We start from the raw sequence: 21559 nt of genomic DNA on the forward strand, positions 1-21559 counted from the left end.
TTTAAATTTATTTTCAGTCCGCGATTAGAAACTTGCATTTACCCCAAACAAGAATGTTCTGGCTCTTGGGTAAACATTATTATCGATTCCGTTGAATTTTTCAGGATCTAAACCACCGTATTTTGTAAGTACAAAAACATTTTGAACACCAGCAGTAAATCTTAAACTAGCTGATTTTAATAACGTTTTATCAAAAGTGTACCCCAGAGTAACGTTATCTAACTTAATAAAAGAAGCATCTTTTATGTAATAATCAGATAAGTAACGAGATGTACCATTATCTTCATAGGTAAATCCGGTATTAAGATAATCTGAACCCACATTCGATAAATCTGTTTGTCTTCTTAAACCTGCATCTGAATATCCAAGATTAGAACTCACGTTATCAAAAATATAATTTCCTAAACTAGCTCTCCAGTTCATTGTAAAATCAAACTTTTTGTAGTTTAAAGTAGAGAATAATCCAAATGAATAATCTGCTGCCGGCTTATGAAATCTGTAACGATCTCCATCATCAATTTTACCATCTCCGTTTCTGTCTACATAAGCTCCGGCAATTGGCTTTTTATTAGCATCGTATAATTGCTCGTATACTAAAAATGATTCTGGTGAGTATCCTACAGAGTTTACCTGAATTTTATTCCCTCCGCCTCCGGCAATATTATCTCCGGTCAAGTATCCGTCAAAACCTGGAACCGTAACTCCTAAATCTGTAATTTTTCGATCGATATAGGTGGCATTAAAAGCAACATTCCAGTTCAATTTATCTCCTTTAATGATATCAGACTGAATATTAAACTCAACACCTTTAGTTCTTACACTACCAACATTATAGGTTCCTGTATTTCTAATATTTGCTCCATCCGGAACCACAACATCTGCTAATAAATCAGTTGATTTTTTATCAAAATAATTTACTGTACCAGTAATTCTGTCATTTAGGAATCCAAAATCAACCCCAAGGTTCATCTCTCCTAATTCTTCCCACTTGATATTTTCATTATATCCTTCAGGTCTTGCCGTTTTATAAATCGTGTTCCCAAAAATATACTGAGAATTAATCGTACCAAGCGTAACTCTTCTCAAATAATCGTATTGAGCTAAAATATCCTGTTGTCCGGTTGTACCATAACCAACTCTTAACTTTAGACTAGAAAGTGTATTATTATCTTTTAAGAAAGATTCTTCAGCAATATTCCATGCAAAAGCTGCTCCTCCAAAATTACCCCATCTGTTTTCTTTAGAAAAACGAGAAGTACCGTCTCTTCTATAATTCAACGTCAATAAATAACGGCTGTCATAGTTTAATGTCAAACGACCAAAGAAAGATTGTAAATTAACGTCCGGATCAATAGTTGTTAATTCATTACGAGTTGGCTGCGTAGTCTCTCCTGATTCATATTTCTGTTTTTGAAACATTTGATAGTTATACCCCGCAGTTGCATCAATCTTAAATTTACCTAAGTCTTTCGTATAATTGAAATATGTATTTAAATTCTTGTTTTGAAGATCATTCGTGTAACTATTGTAGTTTCCTAAATTCACCCAATTCCCAGAACTAAAAGCATTTGGCTGATATCCTAAAGGACTTTGTGTACTTTGTCTGTTGTATCCGCTACTATCAAATCTGTCAATACCTGCTTCAGCGATGATTCTTAAATCTTCGAAGAAATGAAGTTTATAATCTACTCTAATATTACCCCATTTTCTGGTAGAAGTTGATCTTTTGTCTTCCTCATTTAATCTGGCAACCGGATTTCTTGAAGGCAATAATGGCAAATTTCCGTTAGGCTCTAACCATTCAAAATATCCTCCATAACGAGAACCTGACTGATAAACAGATTGTGTAGGATCAAATCCTATAGCACCACCAATAACTGCTGCTTCATCCTGAAATTGGTTTTTATTAAACGATATGTTTCCGCTAATATCAATTTTCAGGTGATTATCAAATAAAACCGGATTTAACGATATCGATGTCGTAGTTCTTTCAAAAGAAGTATTTCTTAGAATTCCCGGATTATCAACATTTCCAACAGATAAACGCACCGGTAATTTATTAAACACTGAACCACTTACAGAGATATTATTATTCGTTGTCAAGGCTGTATGAAAAATTTCATCCTGCCAGTTTGTATTTGCAGTACCCATTAATGCCTGTTGAGCAGGAGTACCTTTTGTATTTACTAAATTACGAAATTGATCTGCACTTAACACATCAACCGTATTAGCCACTGTATTAATACCAATTTGGGAGCTAAAATTAACTTTTACGCCGCCTTTACTTCCTTTTTTAGTCGTAATTACAATTACACCATTTGCAGCTCTGGAACCGTAGATCGCGGCAGCAGATGCATCTTTAAGAACGGTAAAAGATTCAATATCATTAGGGTCAATTGTAGACAAAATACTAGTTGATCCACTTGGAACAGCGTTACTTAACGGAAGTCCGTCTAATACAATCAATGGTTCATTAGAAGCTGTTAACGAAGATCCGCCACGAATTCTAATATCCGCTTTTGCTCCCGGAGCACCTCCTCCAACAACATTTACACCAGCGATACGACCGCTGATTAAACTTTCCGGAGTAACGTTGATTCCTTTGTTAAATTCTTTAGCAGAAATTTGGGATACAGAACCTGTAGCATCCTTTTTCTTAACAGTACCATAACCTACCTGTACCACAACTTCTTTAAGCTGATTGGTATCTTCCTCTAAAGAAACAGCTAAAGTTTTTTGGCCATTAAAGACTATCGTTGACGTTTTATATCCAATAAATGAAACCAAAATTTTGTCTCCATTTTTTACATTAGATAACTGAAATTTACCGTCAAAATCTGTTGATGCACCGCCTGGAGCACCCTGTACATTTACATTTACTCCCGGGATTGGTTGTCCCGTTGCCAGATCGGCAACTGTTCCGGATACAGTACTTTGAGCGAGTACACTAAGCGGTAACAGTAAGAATAAAAATAACAACTTTTTGTAAATTGCTTTCATACTTTTTGTTTAAATTAGTTTGAGTTTGTGATTGTTAGTTAAGTTTTTAATTTTACTTCGAATTTCAAATTTAGAAATTTATTAACACGGCCAACCACTTACAATTTATATTGGATTACGAAAACGTGGTAGTGTTGAAAACTTTCTATTTTTTGTAATCTTTTCAGTCAAAAAATATCAAATCAAAAAATAAAAGATACCTTTATTAATAATTAGATTTTTTTCAACAATTACTATGAGACGCAAAATAACCCTAAAACAAATTGCAAAGGAACTTGATGTATCTATTTCAACTGTCTCGAAATCACTCAGAAACAGTTTAGAAATAGGAGAAGAAACACGATTAAAAGTGCAGGCTTTCGCAAAGTTTTACAACTATAAACCCAACAACATTGCTCTTAGTCTAAAAAACCGGAAAACCAAAAGTATTGGGATTATCATTCCGGAAATTGTACATTATTTTTTCTCTACCGTAATCAACGGAATCGAACAGGTTGCGAACGAGAATGGCTATAGTGTTGTGATTTGTTTATCTGATGATTCATTCGATAAAGAAGTCTTAAATATGGAAATGCTGGCCAACGGAAGCATCGATGGTTTTATCATGTCGCTTTCTAAAGAAACACAATACAAAGGTGATTTTCACCACATTACAGAAGTCATCAATCAGGGAATGCCGGTTGTCATGTTCGACCGCGTGACCAATGACATTTTATGCGATAAAGTAATTATTGATGATAAAGCTGCCGCTTACGAAGCCGTTCAGAGTTTGATTGACAATGGCCGAAAAAAGATTGCTCTTGTTACTACTGTTGATTATGTAAGTGTTGGAAAACTAAGAACAGATGGTTACGAAAAAGCCCTTCTCGATAACGGATTACCTTTTAATGAAGATTTAATCATTAAAATCGAAGACGTAGACACTTGCGAAATAACCATCAGCCAGCTTTTACACGACAGGGCTTTTGATGCCGTTTTTGCTGTAAATGAACTTTTTGCCGTAACCATTATCAAAACAGCCAACAAAATGGGACTTAAAGTTCCTGAAGATCTGGCCGTAATTGCTTTTACAGACGGAATTATCTCTAAATACTCTACGCCAAGTATTACAACCGTAAGCCAAAGTGGTGAAAAAATGGGAAATAAAGCAGCTAAAATGCTGATCGAAAGACTCGAAGCAGAACACCGCGATGACGAAGAAGAAGAAAACGAAAATTATACTACCGAAGTGATCGAAACACATCTTATAAAAAGAGAATCTACTGACTAATTTTCTTAAAATCAACCTATTCTACAACCATAAATGTTATTTATGGTTTTTTTATGATTTGAATTAAAAAAATAATTTATACTTTTACGCCTGCTCAAAGCTTTTACTTTTACTTCGAAACCATAAGTAAGTTTTGATAAGCAAAGCGCTTATCGTCTAATTAATTTTTTAATTACGATAATGGAAAAGCGTAAATTAAGTTTCTGGGAAATTTGGAACATGAGTTTCGGATTCCTGGGAATACAAATGGGATTTGCACTTCAGAATGCAAATGCCAGCAGAATTCTTCAAATTTTTGGTGCCGACGTTCATGAACTTTCATGGTTCTGGATTATTGCTCCCCTTATGGGATTAATAGTCCAACCCGTTATTGGTCATTACAGTGACAAAACCTGGGGACGATTTGGCAGACGAAAACCGTTTTTTCTTGTTGGTGCAATCTTAGCTTCCGTTGGATTAATCTTAATGCCACAAGCTAATATTTTCATTTCAGTATTGCCAGCCTTATGGGTTGGAGCCGGAATGCTGATGATCATGGATGCTTCTTTCAACATTGCCATGGAGCCGTTTCGCGCTTTGGTTGGTGACAATTTAAGAACAGATCAGCGTACCGCAGGTTTCAGTATTCAAACCTCATTAATTGGTTTTGGTGCCGTAATTGGTTCTGCTTTGCCTTATGTCTTAACCAAGTATTTTAATGTTTCAAACAGTACTGTTCCGGGAAGCGTGCCTTTGAATCTGACACTTTCTTTTATCATTGGAGCAGCCGTTTTAATTGGTTCTATTTTGGTAACCCTTTTTACAACAAAAGAATACTCCCCGGAAGAATTGTCCAATTTTGAAGATCCTCAAAGTGAAGTCGATATCCCTACTGAAGAAAAATCAAAACTTACAGACATTTTTACAGACTTTGCAAAAATGCCCACAACAATGCGTCAGCTAAGTTGGGTACAGTTTTTCTCCTGGTTCGGATTATTTGGTATGTGGGTTTTTACAACTCCGGCCATTGCACATCACATTTACGGATTGCCTTTAAGCGATACTTCAAGCCAGCAATATCAGGATGCCGGAGATTGGGTTGGAATTCTGTTTGGAGTTTACAACTTAGTTTCTGCTATTATCGCACTGTTTTTTCTGCCTTACATCGCTAAAAAAATCGGACGAAAATCAACTCATGCCGTTTCATTAATCATTGGCGGAATCGGGTTGATCTCGATTTATTTTATGCCAGATGAAAATTGGGTTGTATTGCCCATGATTTTAATTGGGGTTGCCTGGGCCAGTATTCTGGCGATGCCTTATGCCATTCTTGCCGGATCAATTGCTCCTAAAAAAATGGGGGTTTACATGGGGATCTTCAACTTCTTTGTTGTGATTCCGCAAATTGTAAACGCTCTTATTGGAGGGCCAATTGTAAAATACCTTTATAATGGCGATGCTATTTACGCCTTAATTACAAGCGGAGTCAGCTTTTTAATCGCTGCTCTTTTAGTCTACAAAGTAAAAGATGTAGACGACACTATTCAAAAATCATAAATAAGAATCCCCCTTATAATGAACAAAAAAGCATTCATATTCGATCTTGATGGCGTAATCGTTGATACTGCCAAATATCATTTTTTAGCGTGGCAGAAAATCGCCCAATCATTAAATATCAATTTCACACACGAAAACAACGAATTACTAAAAGGTGTAAGCCGCGTTCGTTCGCTGGATATCATTCTTGAATTAGGAAATGTTCAGGCTTCTCAGGAGGATAAGGACAAATGGCTCATTCAAAAAAATGAAGATTACTTATCTTATTTAGTTGATATGAACGAAAGTGAGATTCTTCCGGGAGTTTTTAAAACCCTGCAGCTATTAAAAGAAAAAAATCAGGGAATTGCTTTGGGATCTGCGAGTAAAAATGCCAGACCAATCCTTGAGAAAACAGGAATTATTTCGTATTTCGATGTTATTGTTGACGGAAACGACGTTACCAATGCCAAACCGGATCCGGAAGTTTTCCTGAAAGCGGCGCAATTATTAAATATTGATCCAAAAAATGCCATTGTATTCGAAGATTCTGTTGCCGGAATCCAGGCAGCAAACATTGGCGGAATGGTAAGTGTGGGAATTGGAGAGGAAACAATTTTACATGAAGCCGATCATATTTTTAAAGATTTTACAGAAATCGACTCACAGTTTATCGAGAAACTAATTGGTTAGTGAAAAATGTGGCAATATGTCAATTTAATAATTAGATAATTCACGCAATCTTGAATTATCTAAGTAAAGAAACCAATTTTAAAAATAAAATCATCAATTAAAAAGTAAAATAGTACAACAACGAGCAATTAAGAATAGAATAAAATTAGAAGCAGCCAAAGACAAGTAATGATCAAATTGGCACATTTTCTAATTGACACATTATCTAATTGCCCAATTATCTAATTTGAACAAATGAATCAGGATTATATAAAACCAGACAACTGGTCCATCATCGAAGAAGGATTTGATGCCAGCAGTGTTAAGTCGTCTGAAAGCCTTTTCAGTATCGGAAACGGGGCTATGGGACAACGTGCGAATTTTGAAGAAACCTATTCCGGTGAAACTTTCCAGGGAAGTTATATCGCAGGAATTTATTATCCGGATAAAACCAAAGTGGGATGGTGGAAAAATGGCTATCCAAAATATTTTGCAAAAGTATTAAATGCTCCAAACTGGATAGGGATTGACGTTGAAATCAACGAAGAAAATCTTGATTTAAATACTTGCAGCGAAGTCAGAAACTTCCGCAGAGAATTGAATATGAAAGAAGGATGGTACAATCGTTCTTTTGAAGCTACAATGAAAAACGGAACTGAAATTGCCGTAAACATTCGTCGTTTTCTTTCTTTGGATCTGGATGAAGTGGGAATCATCAAATTTGAAATTACACCTTTGAACAAAGATGCAAAAATCGTTTACAAACCGTATATCGATGCTGGCGTAACCAATGAAGATGCCAACTGGGAAGAAAAATTCTGGGAACCTCTTGAAGTTAAAAAAGGAACAAACGAAGCTTTTGTAACCGCGCAGACATTTAAAACGCATTTTAAAGTTACGACTTTTATGCACAATACGATTCTGGCAAATGGCGAAAATGTAAATATTTCACCTTCTACAATCGATTCTACTGCTGATAAAGTTCAGTTTACTTACGGAACTATTATTGCAAAAGGACAAACCTCATCTATCCAGAAAATTGGAGGTTATACCGTTTCTTTGAACCACGATAACACTTTGGCTGCAGCCGAAAAAGTAATTAAAACTGCCCTCAGTTTAGGATACGACACTTTACTTCAAAACCAAATTGATGCCTGGGCAAAAATCTGGGAAATGTCAGATATTACCATTGATGGTGATGTAAAAGCACAACAAGGAATCCGTTTTAATATCTTTCAGTTAAACCAGACTTATTTAGGAAAAGATTCTCGTTTGAATATTGGTCCAAAAGGTTTCACCGGAGAAAAATACGGCGGATCTACTTATTGGGATACTGAAGCTTATTGTATTCCGTTTTATATGGCAACCAAAGATCAGCAGGTTGCACGTAATTTATTGACATACCGTTTCAATCAATTGGATAAAGCGATCGAAAATGCCAAAGACAATTTAGGTTTCAAAGATGGAGCAGCTTTGTACCCGATGGTAACCATGAATGGGGAAGAATGCCATAACGAATGGGAAATCACGCACGAGGAAATTCACAGAAATGGTGCGATTGCTTTTGCAATTTTCAACTACAATCGTTTCACCGGAGATTACTCGTATATTCCTGAAAAAGGATTAGAAGTTTTAATTGGTATTGCCCGTTTCTGGCATCAAAGAGCTTCTTTCTCTGCAGCTAAAAATCAGTACGTGATTCTTGGCGTTACAGGTCCAAACGAATACGAGAACAACATCAACAATAATTTCTACACCAATTATATTGCAAAATGGTGTATCGATTATACTGAAGAACAAATCAGGAAAGTAGCTGCAGAATATCCTGCGGATCACAAGCGAATTATAGAAAAAGTAAATCTTGCAGCAGCTGAAATTCAGGCATGGAAAAAAGTAGCTGACAATATGTACTTCCCAAAATCAGAAGAATTAGGCGTTTATTTGCAACAAGATGGTTTCTTAGATAAAGATTTAGTTCCTGTAAAAGATTTAGACAAATCACAACGTCCAATCAACCAGAAATGGTCATGGGATCGCGTTTTACGTTCGCCATACATTAAACAAGCCGACGTTTTACAGTGTTTTTATTTCTTCGAAGATCATTTTTCTAAAGAAGAACTAAAACGCAATTTCGAATTCTACGAATCATTTACAGTTCACGAAAGTTCGCTTTCGCCTTGTGTACACTCGATTCAGGCAGCGCATTTAGATAAAATGGATATGGCATATACTTTTTATTTAAGAACATCACGTCTGGATCTTGATGATTACAACAAAGAAGTTGAGGAAGGTTGTCACATTACCTCAATGGCAGGAACATGGATGAGTATCGTGGAAGGTTTTGGCGGAATGAGAGTGAAAAATGATCAATTGCATTTTTCTCCTAAAATTCCAAAAGAATGGAAAGGATATTCCTTTAAAATAAACTTTAGAAATCAAATTCTGAAAGTCTCTGTAAATCACAATGAAACCAATTTTACGGTAGATGGTGATCAGGATTTAACAATTGTAGTGAATGGAAATCCTATAACTGCAGGTAAACTTGTACAAATTAATTAAATTACAATACTCTAAAAACTAAAAAACATGAAAAACTTATTTTTCGCAAGTTTAATCTTGTTTGCTTTCAGCTCAATTGCAGAAGCACAACAATTAAAATCACCCGAAGGCAAGTTCGTAATGGAATTTTCGCTTCAAAACGACGGAACTCCAACTTATAATCTGAAATACAAAAACAAAGAGGTTATCAAAACCAGTAAATTAGGTCTTGAACTTAAAGATGATAAAAAATCTTTATTGAATGATTTTACAGTTGTTGATTCTAAAACTTCCACTTTTGATGAAACCTGGAAACCGGTTTGGGGAGAAGTAGATAAAATTAGAAATCATTATAATGAATTGGCTGTAACTTTAAATCAAAAAGGAACTGACAGACAAATCGTAATTCGTTTCCGTTTATTCGATGACGGGCTTGGATTTAGATATGAATTCCCGACTCAAAAAAACCTTACTTATTTCATCATCAAAGAAGAGAGATCTCAATTTGCTATGGCGGGCGACCACACCGCTTTTTGGATCCCGGGAGATTATGATACTCAGGAATACGATTATACAAAATCGAAATTATCTGAAATCAGAGGTTTATCTGAAAAAGCTTATACTGCCAATGTTTCGCAAAAAAACTTTTCACCAACTGGAGTTCAGACGGCTTTAATGCTGAAAACAAATGATGGTTTGTACATCAACCTGCACGAAGCGGCTTTGATCAACTATTCTTGTATGCATTTGAATCTTGACGACAAAAACATGATTTTCGAATCGTGGTTAACTCCGGACGCAAAAGGTGATAAAGGATACATGCAGGCACCAAGTCACTCTCCCTGGAGAACGATTATGGTAAGCGATGACGCGAGAGAAATCTTAGCTTCAAAAATGACTTATAACTTAAACGATCCATCTAAAATCGATGACACTTCATGGATTAAACCGGTAAAATATATTGGTGTCTGGTGGGAAATGATTACAGGAAAAAGCTCTTGGTCCTATACAAACGATTTCCCAACCGTACAATTGGGTGTTTCTGATTTCTCTAAAGCAAAACCAAACGGAACTCACGGAGCAAATAATGCAAACGTAAAAAAATACATTGATTTTGCTGCTGCAAATGGTTTCGATGCTGTTTTAGTTGAAGGATGGAACGAAGGTTGGGAAGACTGGTTTGGTCACTCAAAAGATTACGTTTTTGATTTCGTAACACCTTATCCTGATTTTGATGTAAAAGGTTTACATGCCTATGCAAAATCTAAAGGTGTAAAAATCATGATGCACCATGAAACTTCAGGTTCTGTTCGTAACTACGAGCGTCACATGGACAAAGCATATCAATTTATGAAAGACAACGGATACGATGCTGTAAAAAGCGGTTATGTTGGAGACATTTTGCCTCGCGGTGAAAACCATTACAACCAATGGATTGTAAACCACTATCAATATGCTATCGAAAAAGCGGCTGATTATAAAATTATGGTCAATGCTCACGAAGCAATTCGTCCAACAGGAATTGCGAGAACATATCCTAACTTAATTGGAAACGAATCTGCAAGAGGAACAGAATACCAGGCCTTTGGAGGTTCTAAACCAAATCACGTTACCGTTTTACCATTTACACGTTTAATTGGAGGACCAATGGATTACACTCCGGGAATCTTCGAAATGGATATCAGCAAAATGAATCCTGATAACAAATCTCATGTAAACAGTACTATTGCCAACCAATTGGCTTTATACGTTACCATGTACAGCCCGTTGCAAATGGCAGCAGATACTCCGGAGAACTACAACCGTTTTCCTGATGCATTTCAATTTATTAAAGATGTAGCTGTAGACTGGTCTGAAAGTAAATATATCGAAGCTGAACCGGGAGATTATGTTACTGTTGCACGTAAAGCAAAAGGAACAAACAACTGGTTTGTTGGAAACGTAAACGGAGAAACGCCGCGTACATCAAACATCGATTTCAGTTTCCTTGAAAAAGGTAAAAAATACACGGCTACAATTTATGCTGATGCAAAAGATGCGCATTACAAAACAAATCCGCAAGCTTATACCATCAAGAAAATTGCTGTAACAAACAAATCAAAATTATCGCAGTTATCTGCTCCGGGCGGAGGTTATGCAATTAGCATTATCGAAACCAAATAAAACTTCAAAAGCCAGAGCAATAACTACTATTATCACTCTGGCTTTTAATTTATCCGAATGTCCTTTAATAATACTTATTCAAGTCTAATGATTAAATACTTATCGATAAGAATTATTGCCTTTATAATTGTACTGATTGTATTATCAGAAATGGCATATTATACTTTACCTAAGCATATTCGAGAAGACGGATATGGTTTTATTGAGGAAATTGATTCATTCTTTAAAATGAGTCTGGCATTCACCATCATTTCATTACTTTTTGTTTTAAATGAAGCTAATAAGTTTAATAAAAAGAACTTTATAATCTTACGAAATTCTGCTCTTGGATTAGCTTGTTTTTTTTCAATTCTAACAATCTCATTCGCGATTTTAAATTATATTTATTAATCCATACAAATTATGAATACACCTAAAATATCATTTCAGATAAACCATTCATTCTATACCATAATTCTGTTGGCCCTCTTATTTTCTGCTTCCGCGAAAGCGCAAATCCAGAAAACAGAACCGCCTTTTTGGTACGCAGGAATGAAAAATCCGGAACTACAGATTATGTTCTACGGAAAAAACATTGCACAATATGAAGCTTCGGTTTCAAATAATGTGGTGATTAAAAATGTTGAGAAAACAGAAAATCCAAATTATCTTTTCGTTACTATTGATACACAAAACCTGAAAGCTTCTGAATTGGTTTTCTCTTTCAAAACCAAAAACAAAGTCGCTTTTACGCAGAAATATTCGCTTAAAGAAAGAAAAGCAAATTCAGCAAACAGAAAAAGTTACGATGCATCAGATATGATGTATTTGATTATGCCGGATCGTTTTGCTAACGGAAATCCTAAAAATGACAGCAATGCTGCTTTAACAGAAAAAGGAAACCGTCAGGATCCAAGTGGTCGTCACGGCGGAGATATAGAAGGAATTATCAAAAACCTTGATTATATTTCCTCATTAGGTGCAACTACAATCTGGAACACGCCTTTATTAGAAGACAATGACAAACAGCATTCGTATCATACTTACGGACAATCTGATGTTTACAAAATAGATCCTCGTTACGGAACCAATGAAGATTATGTGCGTCTTGCGGCAGAAATGCATAAAAAAGACATGAAACTGGTTATGGATTATGTGACCAATCACTGGGGAATTACGCATTGGATGATCAAAGATATGCCAACTAAAACCTGGTTCAATCAATTCGAAACTTTTACACAAACGCATCACCGTCGTGAAGTGATTACCGACATCCATGCTTCAAAAATAGATCAGGAAGTTTGTGTCGATGGATGGTTTGTTCCTTCTATGCCGGATTTAAACCTAAGAAATCCTTTAGTTGCAAAATACTTAACTCAAAACGCGATTTGGTGGATTGAATATGCCGATCTTGACGGCTTTAGAGTAGATACTTATAATTATTCTGATCAAACAGCTATGGCAAATTGGGCAAAAGCGATCACCAATGAATACCCGAACTTTAATATTGTGGGGGAAATCTGGATGCACAATCAGGCAAATTTAGCCTATTGGCAAAAAGACAGTAAAATTGGCGCGATTGAAAATTACAATTCCAATTTACCAAGTGTAATGGACTTTACGCTTCAAAGTCAGGTTACTTCTGCGTTCAGCGAAGACGAACCAACCTGGGATAACGGAATGATTAAATTCTACAATAATTTTGCAATGGATTTTTTATATCCAAACCCCAATAATCTTTTGGTTTTTGCCGAAAATCATGATACCGATCGTATGAATGATAAGTTTAAATACGATTTTAAAAAATACAAACTGGCCATGACTTTACTGGCAACCGTTCGCGGAATCCCACAAGTGTATTATGGTTCAGAAATTGGAATGGGCGGTGACAAAAGCAAAGGTGATGCTGATATTCGTCAGGACTTTCCTGGTGGATGGGCTGGCGATAAAAACAATGCTTTTACTGCAGCAGGAAGAACTGCTGACCAAGCAAAATACTTTGACTTTACCTCAAAATTATTCAACTGGAGAAAATCGAATGAAGCAGTTCATTTCGGAAAAATGACACATTATATTCCTGAAAACAACACATATGTTTATTTCAGATATACAGATGCCAAAACGGTAATGGTAGTTTTCAATAATAACGCTACAGCACAAACCATCAAAACAAATCGTTTCAAAGAAAACATCAAAAACTTTAAATCTGGTAAAGATATTTTGACTGGAAAAACATTCGATTTAGCTGCTGAAATTAGTTTAGAACCAAAATCCGCTGTTGTTTTAGAATTGGAATAAGCTATTGCAAGCAAAGTTTTTTTAGCCACAGATTAAAAGATTAACACAGATTTTAAAAAATCATTTTAATCTGTGGGTATTATTTTTTTTCCGCCATGAATTCACGAATTTCACAAAACAATAATTCGTGAATTCGTGGCGGATTTTTTTTATATGCTTTTCTTTCTTTATCTTTAAGATTACTAATCACGAGTGGTTCTGGCTCAAAATAAGTTTCAATGAATAACGACAATACTTCAAAAATACCTTTCGTTTGGGAAGGAGCAAATATTTACTTTTTACTTACCGATCGCTTTTATAACGGAAATCCTTCTAACGATGTCAATTTCAACCGAACCAAAACTCCGGGAAAACTGCGAGGTTTTGAAGGTGGAGATCTAATCGGAGTTATAAAGAAAATCGACGAAGGATATTTTGATCAATTAGGAATAAATGTAATCTGGCTCACGCCTATTGTAGAACAAATTCACGACGGCGTTGATGAAGGAACCGGACTTAGCTATGGATTTCACGGTTATTGGGCCAGAGACTGGACAGCATTAGATCCCAATTTTGGGACAAAAGAAGATCTCGCCAATCTGGTCAAAAAAGCACACGCAAAAGGCATCAGAATTATGCTTGACGGTGTTATCAATCATACCGGCCCTGTAACTCCCGAAGATCCTATCTGGCCGGAAGACTGGGTACGAACCGGAGTTGTATGTGATTATAAATCATTCGAAAATACAACAATGTGTACTTTGGTAGATAACTTACCCGATGTAAGAACCGAAAGTACACAAGAAGTTGAATTACCTTCATTCTTAATCGAAAAATGGAAAAACGAAGGGCGCTATGACAAAGAAATCGCTTCGCTAGATACGTTTTTCAAAAGAACAAAGTATCCCCGAACACCAAAATATTACATCATAAAATGGCTGACGGATTATATCACAGAATTCGGAATTGATGGTTACAGAGCCGACACCGTAAAACATACGGAAGAAATCGTTTGGGTCGATTTTAAAAAAGAATGTGAATATGCTTTTGAAACCTGGAAGAAAAATCATCCATCAGAAATAGTAGACCAAAACCCTTTTTATACCATTGCCGAAGTTTACGGTTATGAAATAAGCAGCGGACAAAATTATGATTTTGGAGATCGAAAAGTGAATTATTTTGAACATGGTTTCAACTGCATGATCAATTTTGAGTTCAAACTGGATGCTCAAAATGATTACGAATTTATATTTTCGAAGTATTCAACAAAACTTCAAAATGAACTAAAAGGTTATAGCGTTCTTAATTATGTATCATCGCACGATGATCCCGATCCTTTTGATGCACACCGCAACCGAACTTTTGAATCCGGAACCAAATTGTTGCTTTCTCCCGGAATCTCTCAGGTTTATTATGGTGATGAATCCGGCCGTTCCCTGGTTATCGAAGACACAGAAGGCGATGCTACTTTACGATCTTTCATGAATTGGGACGATATCGAATCAAATCCTAAAACACAAAGAATACTTTTGCATTGGCAAAAACTAGGGCAATTCCGCAGAAATCATCCCGCAGTTGGCGCAGGAATACATGTTATGATCTCTGAAAAACCGTATATTTTTTCGAGAAGTTATACAAATCAAAATTATACTGATGAAGTCATAATTGGTTTAGATCTGGGAATTGGTTTAAAAGAACTTCCTGTTGATTCTATCTTTCAAAACGGAACAAAGTTAAAAGATGCATTTTCCGGAATAGAAACAGAAGTTCAGGACGGAAAAGCCATAATCGATTCTGAATTCGGACTTGTTTTATTGGAACTTGCTTAACGTTACAGAGACGTGAAGTCGGAAAATCTTTTCACGCAGATTTTAAAAAGATTTAGGCCGATTCACGCAGATCATAGTTAAAATCAGATCTGCTAAAATCTGTGAAATCTGTGGGTAACTTTTTATCTAATCCTTAGCGCACTTTGCGTAAAACTTTGCGACCTTTGCGGTTAAACGCTAAATACATGCTAAAAATAGCCCATCGCGGTGCCAAAGGATACGAACCGGAGAATACGCTAAAATCCTTTCGTAAAGCATTAGACTTACATGCTGACGGAATCGAACTTGATGTTCATCTGAGCTCTGACGGACATATTATAGTCATTCACGACGAAACGATCGACAGAACCACCAACGGAAAAGGCATTGTAAATACTTTTTCTTTGGCTGAACTAAAATCATTTTTGATTGATGGGGAATATCAAATACCAACTTTAACAGAAGTATTTGATTTAGTGGATAAAAAATGCCTGATCAACATTGAGCTAAAAGGTTTAGGAACTGCAAGTAAAGTTGTTGCCCTAATTGAAGAATATGTTTTAAATAAAAACTGGAACTACGAAAATTTCATTGTTTCGAGTTTTGATTGGAATTTACTGCAGGAAACATCAAATCTAAATTCAAATATTCTTATTGGAGTTTTAACAGAAGAAGTTCTGGATAAAGCTTTGGCTTTCGCCGAATTAATAAAAGCACACGCCATTCATCCCGATTATCAGTTATTGAATTCAGAAAACGTAAAACAAATGCAAGAAAAAAATTTCCTTGTTTTACCCTGGACAGTAGATGAAGAAGAAGACATTCAAAAAATAAAAAGCTATAACGTAGACGGAATCATCAGTGATTTTCCGGATAGATTATAATTAAAAGAATAGCCACAGATTTCACAGATTAAAAGGATTTCTCTTCCGCCACGAATTTAGACAAATTAATTTATTTTTAAATTTGTGAATTCAGAGCAAAAAATCTGCGTAAATCGTTTTAATCTGTGGCAAATAAAAAATTTGTGCCAATTCGTGCAATTCGTGGCAAAAAAATAAAATATGATCAAAAATTTCGACATAATCATTGTTGGCGGAGGCGCTGCAGGTTTTTTTACAGCGATTAATATTGCAGAGAAAAATCCGAAACTAAAAATTGCCATTTTAGAAAGAGGAAAAGAAGTACTTTCTAAAGTGCGTGTTTCCGGTGGCGGAAGATGCAACGTAACACACGCCTGTTTTGAACCTAACGAATTAGTAAAATTTTATCCGCGTGGCGAAAAAGAACTTCGTGGACCTTTTCATCAATTTTGTTCCGGAGATACTATCGAATGGTTCGAAAAACATGGTGTAGAACTTAAAATAGAAGACGACGGAAGAATGTTTCCCGTTTCAAATTCCTCTCAAACCATAATCGATTGTTTCTTAGAAGCAACCGGAAAATTAGGCATTAAAGTACTAACCGGGCAAAGTGTTCAATCAATTTTTAAAGCCGAAAACCATTGGAAAATTGATACTCAGGACGAAAATTATGCCACGGAAAAACTGGTTTTAGCAACCGGAAGCAATCCTAAGATTTGGGAAATGCTGCAAACGCAAGGACACGCCATTGTGAGCCCTGTACCTTCCCTATTTACCTTTAACATCAAAGATTCCCGTATAAAAGAATTACCGGGTGTTGCGGCACAGGTTACCGTAAACGTAAAAGATACCAAACTCGAATCAACAGGACCTTTATTGATCACACATTGGGGAATGAGCGGCCCTGCTATTTTGAAACTTTCGGCTTGGGGCGCCCGTACTTTATTCGATAAAAATTATCAGTTTACGATTTATGTCAATTGGCTGAATGATGTTGATACCGAAGATGCCGAGAAAATCCTGAAAGACTTAAAACAGGAACACGCCAAAAAAGCCGTTTCAAAAAAATCACCTTTCGACTTTCCGAACCGTTTATGGGAAAGTTTAGTGATAGCATCCGGAATTGAAGCAGAAACAAAATGGGCCGATTTGTCTAAAATTCAATTGCAGAATTTAGCTTCTCAACTCACAAAAGCAACCTTTCAGGTCAACGGAAAAAGCACTTTCAAAGAAGAATTTGTTACTGCAGGCGGAATCGATTTAAAAGAAATCAATTTTAAAACCATGGAAAGCAAGTTGCATCAAAACCTTTATTTTGCCGGTGAAATTGTCAATATCGATGCCATAACAGGAGGTTTCAATTTCCAGAACGCCTGGACAAGCGGATTTATTCTAGCAAACAATATATAATACAATGAAATTTAAAGGAATTATTTTTGATTTAGACGGAACACTCGTAAACTCATTAGAAGACATTTCAGATGCCATGAACAGTGTGCTTACAGGTCTAAATTATCCCACTCATACTTACGAAACTTATCAATACTTTATTGGAAGCGGTTTGCGAAATTTGGTTAGCAAAGCACTTCCCGCGACAAATAATTCAGACGATCAAATTGAAATCTGTTTTGATTGCATGATCAACGAATATCGTGAGGTTTGCACATTGAAGACAAAACCTTATGAAGGAATTGTTGAATTATTAGAGGATTTAACTGCGAGAAACATAAAATTGGCTGTTTTCTCCAACAAAGCAGATGAACTTACCAAAAAGATAGCTGCAGAAATATTCCCTGATTATTTTGACGCTGCAATTGGTTTGAGTACTGAAGAACTTAAAAAACCGAATCCGTTTGAAGCTTTAGAAATCAGTAAAAAATGGAATTTTAAACCGGAAGAAATCCTTTTTATAGGAGATTCTGATATTGATATGCAAACCGCAATTAATGCCAATATGTTTCCTGTTGGAGTTTCCTGGGGCTATCGAACAAAAGACGAGTTGATAGCAAGCGGTGCAAAAGTAGTGATCAACAATGCTTCAGAATTAATTGAAATTTTATAAAAATATCCAGTCTCCGTTTTCAGTCACAGTCTGAAAACGGAGACTGCGACTGCAAAATAACAAAACCCGAATTAACAAGAATTTACAGATTCGATAAGTTTTCATTAAGACAATTCTAATAATTTTACGCTCAGCTAAACACCATTAGATGAAAGCAAAATTACTAACCACAATTTCTTTTTTTACCTATCAACTTTCTATTTCACAAACAGAAAAACTACTTTACGGAAAAGTAATTTCTAACAATTATCCGCTTAATAAAGTTGAGGTTATCAACAAAACAGCGAAAACAAGTACGAGAACAAATGAATTGGGAGAGTTTTCTATTTTAACAAAAGAGCAGGACAGTTTATTGTTTTTTTCAAACGATTACTTATTTATAAGATTAAAGCTAACTTTGAAAGATCTGGAAAAAAGCTATCTCATTATTGAGATGAATCAAAAAGCCGAAGAATTGGAGAATGTTGTAGTTTCCAGATCTGTTTTTAATAAAACTGATCTTAAAAAAATCGCCAATAATAGAGAAGAAATAAATAAAATTAAAATTCGCAAGCAATTTGACGATGTTACTACCAAGGTTACTGTTTATGATGGTAAAATTAAAAATGCTATAAATATTAATTACCCGATTTTTGACAAACCGAAGAAAAAGATTGAGCCACGTGACGATCATTTTAAGAAACTTGCCATCGCTTCTTGTCCTTCAGATTTTTTTATCAAAAATTTAAAAATAAACCCCGAAGAAAAAGAAATTTTCTTAAACTTTTGTAATGCCGATCCAAAATCTAAAATACTTTTAGAAAAATCAAATGATTTGGAATTGATAGATTTTCTATATGCTAAAAATGAAGAGTTTAAAAAGTTAAATCCAGAAATTAAAAACTAAAATCCATTCATGAATGTAAAACTGCTTACCACAATTTCTTTTTTAACGTACCAACTTTCTTTTTCTCAAACAGAAAAGTTACTTCACGGAAAAGTCCTTTCTAACAATAGGCTGATTAAAAAAGTAGAAGTTATTAATAAAACAGCCAAAACGAGCACCAGAACAAATGATTACGGTGAGTTCTCTATTATGGTAAAAGCAAAAGACAGTCTGTTGTTTTTTGCTAAAGACTATTTTTTTACCCGACTAAAAGTAACTCAGGAAAATATTGATAAAAATAACATTCTTGTCAATATGGTTATCAAAGCCGAAGAATTAGATGAAGTAATCGTAACTTCTTTAAAGCTTACTCCTTTTAAAATTTCCCAACAAGATATGGATGCAGCAAAGTTCTCAAAAGACAATCAGTCTTTACAAAAATATACTGGTGTTTATGACGGAACGATCCCAAATGGTATGGACTTTGGCCGAATGGGAAAAGGAGTCTTAAATCTATTTAAAAATAATAAAAAAGAAGAACTGGAAAAGAAAACTTCAGAAACGGTTTTCAGAAAACTTGTAGGGGCATCAATCCCTTCCTCTTTTTTTACAAAGGACCTGAAATTACCCCCTGAAGAAGTTCAACTTTTTCTTGATTTCTGCGATGCTGATCCAAGATCTAAAAACCTTTTTGAAAATAATAATGTATTAACTACAATGGATTTTTTATACGCTAAAAATGAAGCGTTTAAAAAGGTAAAAGCGGAATCTAAAAATTGAATCTTATTTATTCAGCCACCAGATACTCGCATTCAGAATCCCTGCAAAGGCAACCCAAACCATATAAGGAATTAATAAATAACCCGCCGTTTTATTAATCTTCAGGAACTTTAAGTACGTTTCATAAATCATCAGCCATAAAAGAGCAATCTCGATTAAAGCCAACATTGGGTTTTTTAACCCAAAGAATATATACGACCAGATGGCATTTAACGTCAATTGAATCAAGAAAAAACCTAACGCTTTTTTTACTTCTTCGTTTTGTTCCTTTATTTTATCCCAAACCAAGCCCGCTGCAACTGCCATTAAAATATAAAGTATCGACCAAACCGGCATAAAAACCCAGTTGGGCGGATTAAAACCCGGTTTTATAATCGTGGGATACCATGTTTCAACGCTTGGTCGGGTTACAGTACTTGCAGAATAACCTACCATTAAACAAATAAAGAGCGCTATGACGATTTTGGTGATCTTGTTCATTCTATTTAAATTTTATCCAAAAATAGTTAAAAAGAAAGTTTAAACCATAGAACTAATCTAAGTTGATTTTAGTTTAAGATTTCCTTGCATTTTCTTATATAACTTATATGGTAAAAATATTTAAAAACTATCTTTGCCAAAATTTTATAATTCATGTTTACAGCAACTGATTTTATTCCTAAAAAATATACTTCGACGATCGAAAACGGAAATTTTGAATGGAGTGCTCCCAGCAATATTGCATTAGTAAAATATTGGGGTAAAAAAGAGAATCAAATTCCAGCAAATCCATCGGTAAGTTTTACGCTTAATAATTGCAAGACGATTACTAAATTGGGATTTGAGAAAAAACGTATTTCAACTTCGCTCAATGTGACAAGTGATGACTTTTCATTTGATTTGCTTTTTGAAGAAAAACCAAAAGAAGATTTCAAACCAAAAATTCAGAAATTTTTAGAACGCATAGAAATCTATTTGCCTTTTTTGAAAGAGTATCATTTTACAATTGACACACAAAATACTTTCCCTCATAGTTCGGGAATAGCTTCTTCGGCATCTGGAATGGCAGCTTTGGCGATGAATTTTATGAGCTTAGAAAAAGCTTTGAATCCTGAAATGACAGAGGAATACTTCTACCAAAAAGCTTCATTTTTAGCTCGTTTAGGTTCCGGAAGTGCTTGCAGAAGCATCAAAGGAAATGTTGTTGCATGGGGAAATCAGGCGAATATTGAAGGAAGTTCAGATTTATACGGCGTTGAATTTCCGTATACCATTCATGAGAATTTCAAGAATTACCAGGATACTATTTTATTGGTTGACAAAGGCGAAAAGCAAGTTTCGAGTACTGTAGGACATGATTTAATGCACAATCATCCTTATGCCGAAAGACGTTTTGCACAGGCACATGAAAATCTGGATCAATTGATTGCCATTTTTGAAAGTGGAAATTTAGATGAATTTATCAAAGTAGTCGAAAGCGAAGCCTTGACTTTACACGCCATGATGATGACATCGATGCCGTATTTTATTTTAATGAAACCAAATACATTACAGATTATAAATGCGATTTGGAAATTCAGAAATGAAACCCAGATTCCGGTTTGTTTTACGCTTGATGCCGGTGCAAATGTACATGTCCTTTATCCCGAAAACGTTAGCGGGAAAGTATTACAATTTATTAAGGACGAATTAGTTGTATTTTGTCAGAATCGTCAGTACATTTGCGACCAAATTGGAGACGGAGCTTTATTAATTGATAATTAACAATTGTCAATTAATAATTAGTAA

The 21559-nt window shown here is 35.3% G+C and carries 15 protein-coding genes; 13 read left to right on the forward strand and 2 right to left on the reverse strand.

Annotation, left to right across the window (positions count from 1 at the left end):
• Positions 1 to 24: 24 nt before the first annotated feature.
• Entirely contained in the window at positions 25 to 3000 is a 2976-nt protein-coding gene (locus B0A67_RS17345) for a SusC/RagA family TonB-linked outer membrane protein (protein WP_072954976.1), read from the reverse strand.
• A 235-nt stretch (positions 3001 to 3235) separates the two neighbouring features.
• Between B0A67_RS17345 and B0A67_RS17350 the strand changes: the two genes are divergently transcribed.
• From B0A67_RS17350 to B0A67_RS17410, 12 genes are all read left to right on the forward strand, one after another.
• A complete protein-coding gene (locus tag B0A67_RS17350) occupies positions 3236 to 4270 on the forward strand; it encodes a LacI family DNA-binding transcriptional regulator (protein ID WP_072954979.1) in 1035 nt (344 codons plus the stop codon).
• A 180-nt stretch (positions 4271 to 4450) separates the two neighbouring features.
• Entirely contained in the window at positions 4451 to 5806 is a 1356-nt protein-coding gene (locus B0A67_RS17355) for an MFS transporter (protein ID WP_072954982.1), read from the forward strand.
• A gap of 18 nt (positions 5807 to 5824) precedes the next feature.
• Positions 5825 to 6478: a beta-phosphoglucomutase gene (gene pgmB / locus B0A67_RS17360; protein ID WP_072954986.1), complete on the forward strand. Its 654-nt coding sequence runs from the start codon at positions 5825 to 5827 to the stop codon at positions 6476 to 6478.
• A 234-nt stretch (positions 6479 to 6712) separates the two neighbouring features.
• Positions 6713 to 9016: a glycoside hydrolase family 65 protein gene (locus B0A67_RS17365; RefSeq protein ID WP_072954989.1), complete on the forward strand. Its 2304-nt coding sequence runs from the start codon at positions 6713 to 6715 to the stop codon at positions 9014 to 9016.
• A 27-nt stretch (positions 9017 to 9043) separates the two neighbouring features.
• Positions 9044 to 11158 carry a glycoside hydrolase family 97 protein gene (locus tag B0A67_RS17370; RefSeq protein WP_072954992.1) on the forward strand — a complete coding sequence of 705 codons (2115 nt, stop codon included), beginning with the start codon at positions 9044 to 9046 and terminating at the stop codon, positions 11156 to 11158.
• Between the two features lie 402 nt (positions 11159 to 11560).
• On the forward strand, positions 11561 to 13435 hold the full coding sequence (locus B0A67_RS17380) for a glycoside hydrolase family 13 protein (RefSeq protein WP_072954998.1): 1875 nt from the start codon (positions 11561 to 11563) through the stop codon (positions 13433 to 13435).
• 218 nt (positions 13436 to 13653) lie between these two features.
• Entirely contained in the window at positions 13654 to 15243 is a 1590-nt protein-coding gene (locus B0A67_RS17385; RefSeq protein ID WP_084074456.1) for an alpha-amylase family glycosyl hydrolase, read from the forward strand.
• A 185-nt stretch (positions 15244 to 15428) separates the two neighbouring features.
• On the forward strand, positions 15429 to 16106 hold the full coding sequence (locus B0A67_RS17390; protein ID WP_072955001.1) for a glycerophosphodiester phosphodiesterase: 678 nt from the start codon (positions 15429 to 15431) through the stop codon (positions 16104 to 16106).
• Positions 16107 to 16286: 180 nt separating this feature from the next.
• Positions 16287 to 17495 (forward strand): BaiN/RdsA family NAD(P)/FAD-dependent oxidoreductase, encoded by a 1209-nt coding sequence (locus B0A67_RS17395; protein WP_072955004.1) that lies wholly within the window; start codon positions 16287 to 16289, stop codon positions 17493 to 17495.
• A 4-nt stretch (positions 17496 to 17499) separates the two neighbouring features.
• Positions 17500 to 18147 (forward strand): HAD family hydrolase, encoded by a 648-nt coding sequence (locus B0A67_RS17400; RefSeq protein ID WP_072955008.1) that lies wholly within the window; start codon positions 17500 to 17502, stop codon positions 18145 to 18147.
• 148 nt (positions 18148 to 18295) lie between these two features.
• Positions 18296 to 19033, forward strand: coding sequence for a hypothetical protein (locus B0A67_RS17405; RefSeq protein WP_072955012.1), 738 nt, complete (start codon positions 18296 to 18298; stop codon positions 19031 to 19033).
• A gap of 9 nt (positions 19034 to 19042) precedes the next feature.
• Positions 19043 to 19792, forward strand: coding sequence for a hypothetical protein (locus B0A67_RS17410; protein WP_072955015.1), 750 nt, complete (start codon positions 19043 to 19045; stop codon positions 19790 to 19792).
• 3 nt (positions 19793 to 19795) lie between these two features.
• Here B0A67_RS17410 and B0A67_RS17415 read toward each other — a convergent pair whose 3' ends face one another.
• Positions 19796 to 20272: a TspO/MBR family protein gene (locus B0A67_RS17415; RefSeq protein WP_072955017.1), complete on the reverse strand. Its 477-nt coding sequence runs from the start codon at positions 20270 to 20272 to the stop codon at positions 19796 to 19798.
• Positions 20273 to 20425: 153 nt separating this feature from the next.
• On the opposite strand from B0A67_RS17415, the gene B0A67_RS17420 reads away from it, so the two are divergent.
• Complete coding sequence (locus B0A67_RS17420; protein WP_072955020.1) at positions 20426 to 21535, forward strand: diphosphomevalonate/mevalonate 3,5-bisphosphate decarboxylase family protein; 1110 nt, start codon at positions 20426 to 20428, stop codon at positions 21533 to 21535.
• Positions 21536 to 21559 lie beyond the last annotated feature (24 nt).

Source organism: Flavobacterium aquidurense (genome assembly GCF_002217195.1).
Lineage (GTDB): Bacteria > Bacteroidota > Bacteroidia > Flavobacteriales > Flavobacteriaceae > Flavobacterium > Flavobacterium frigidimaris.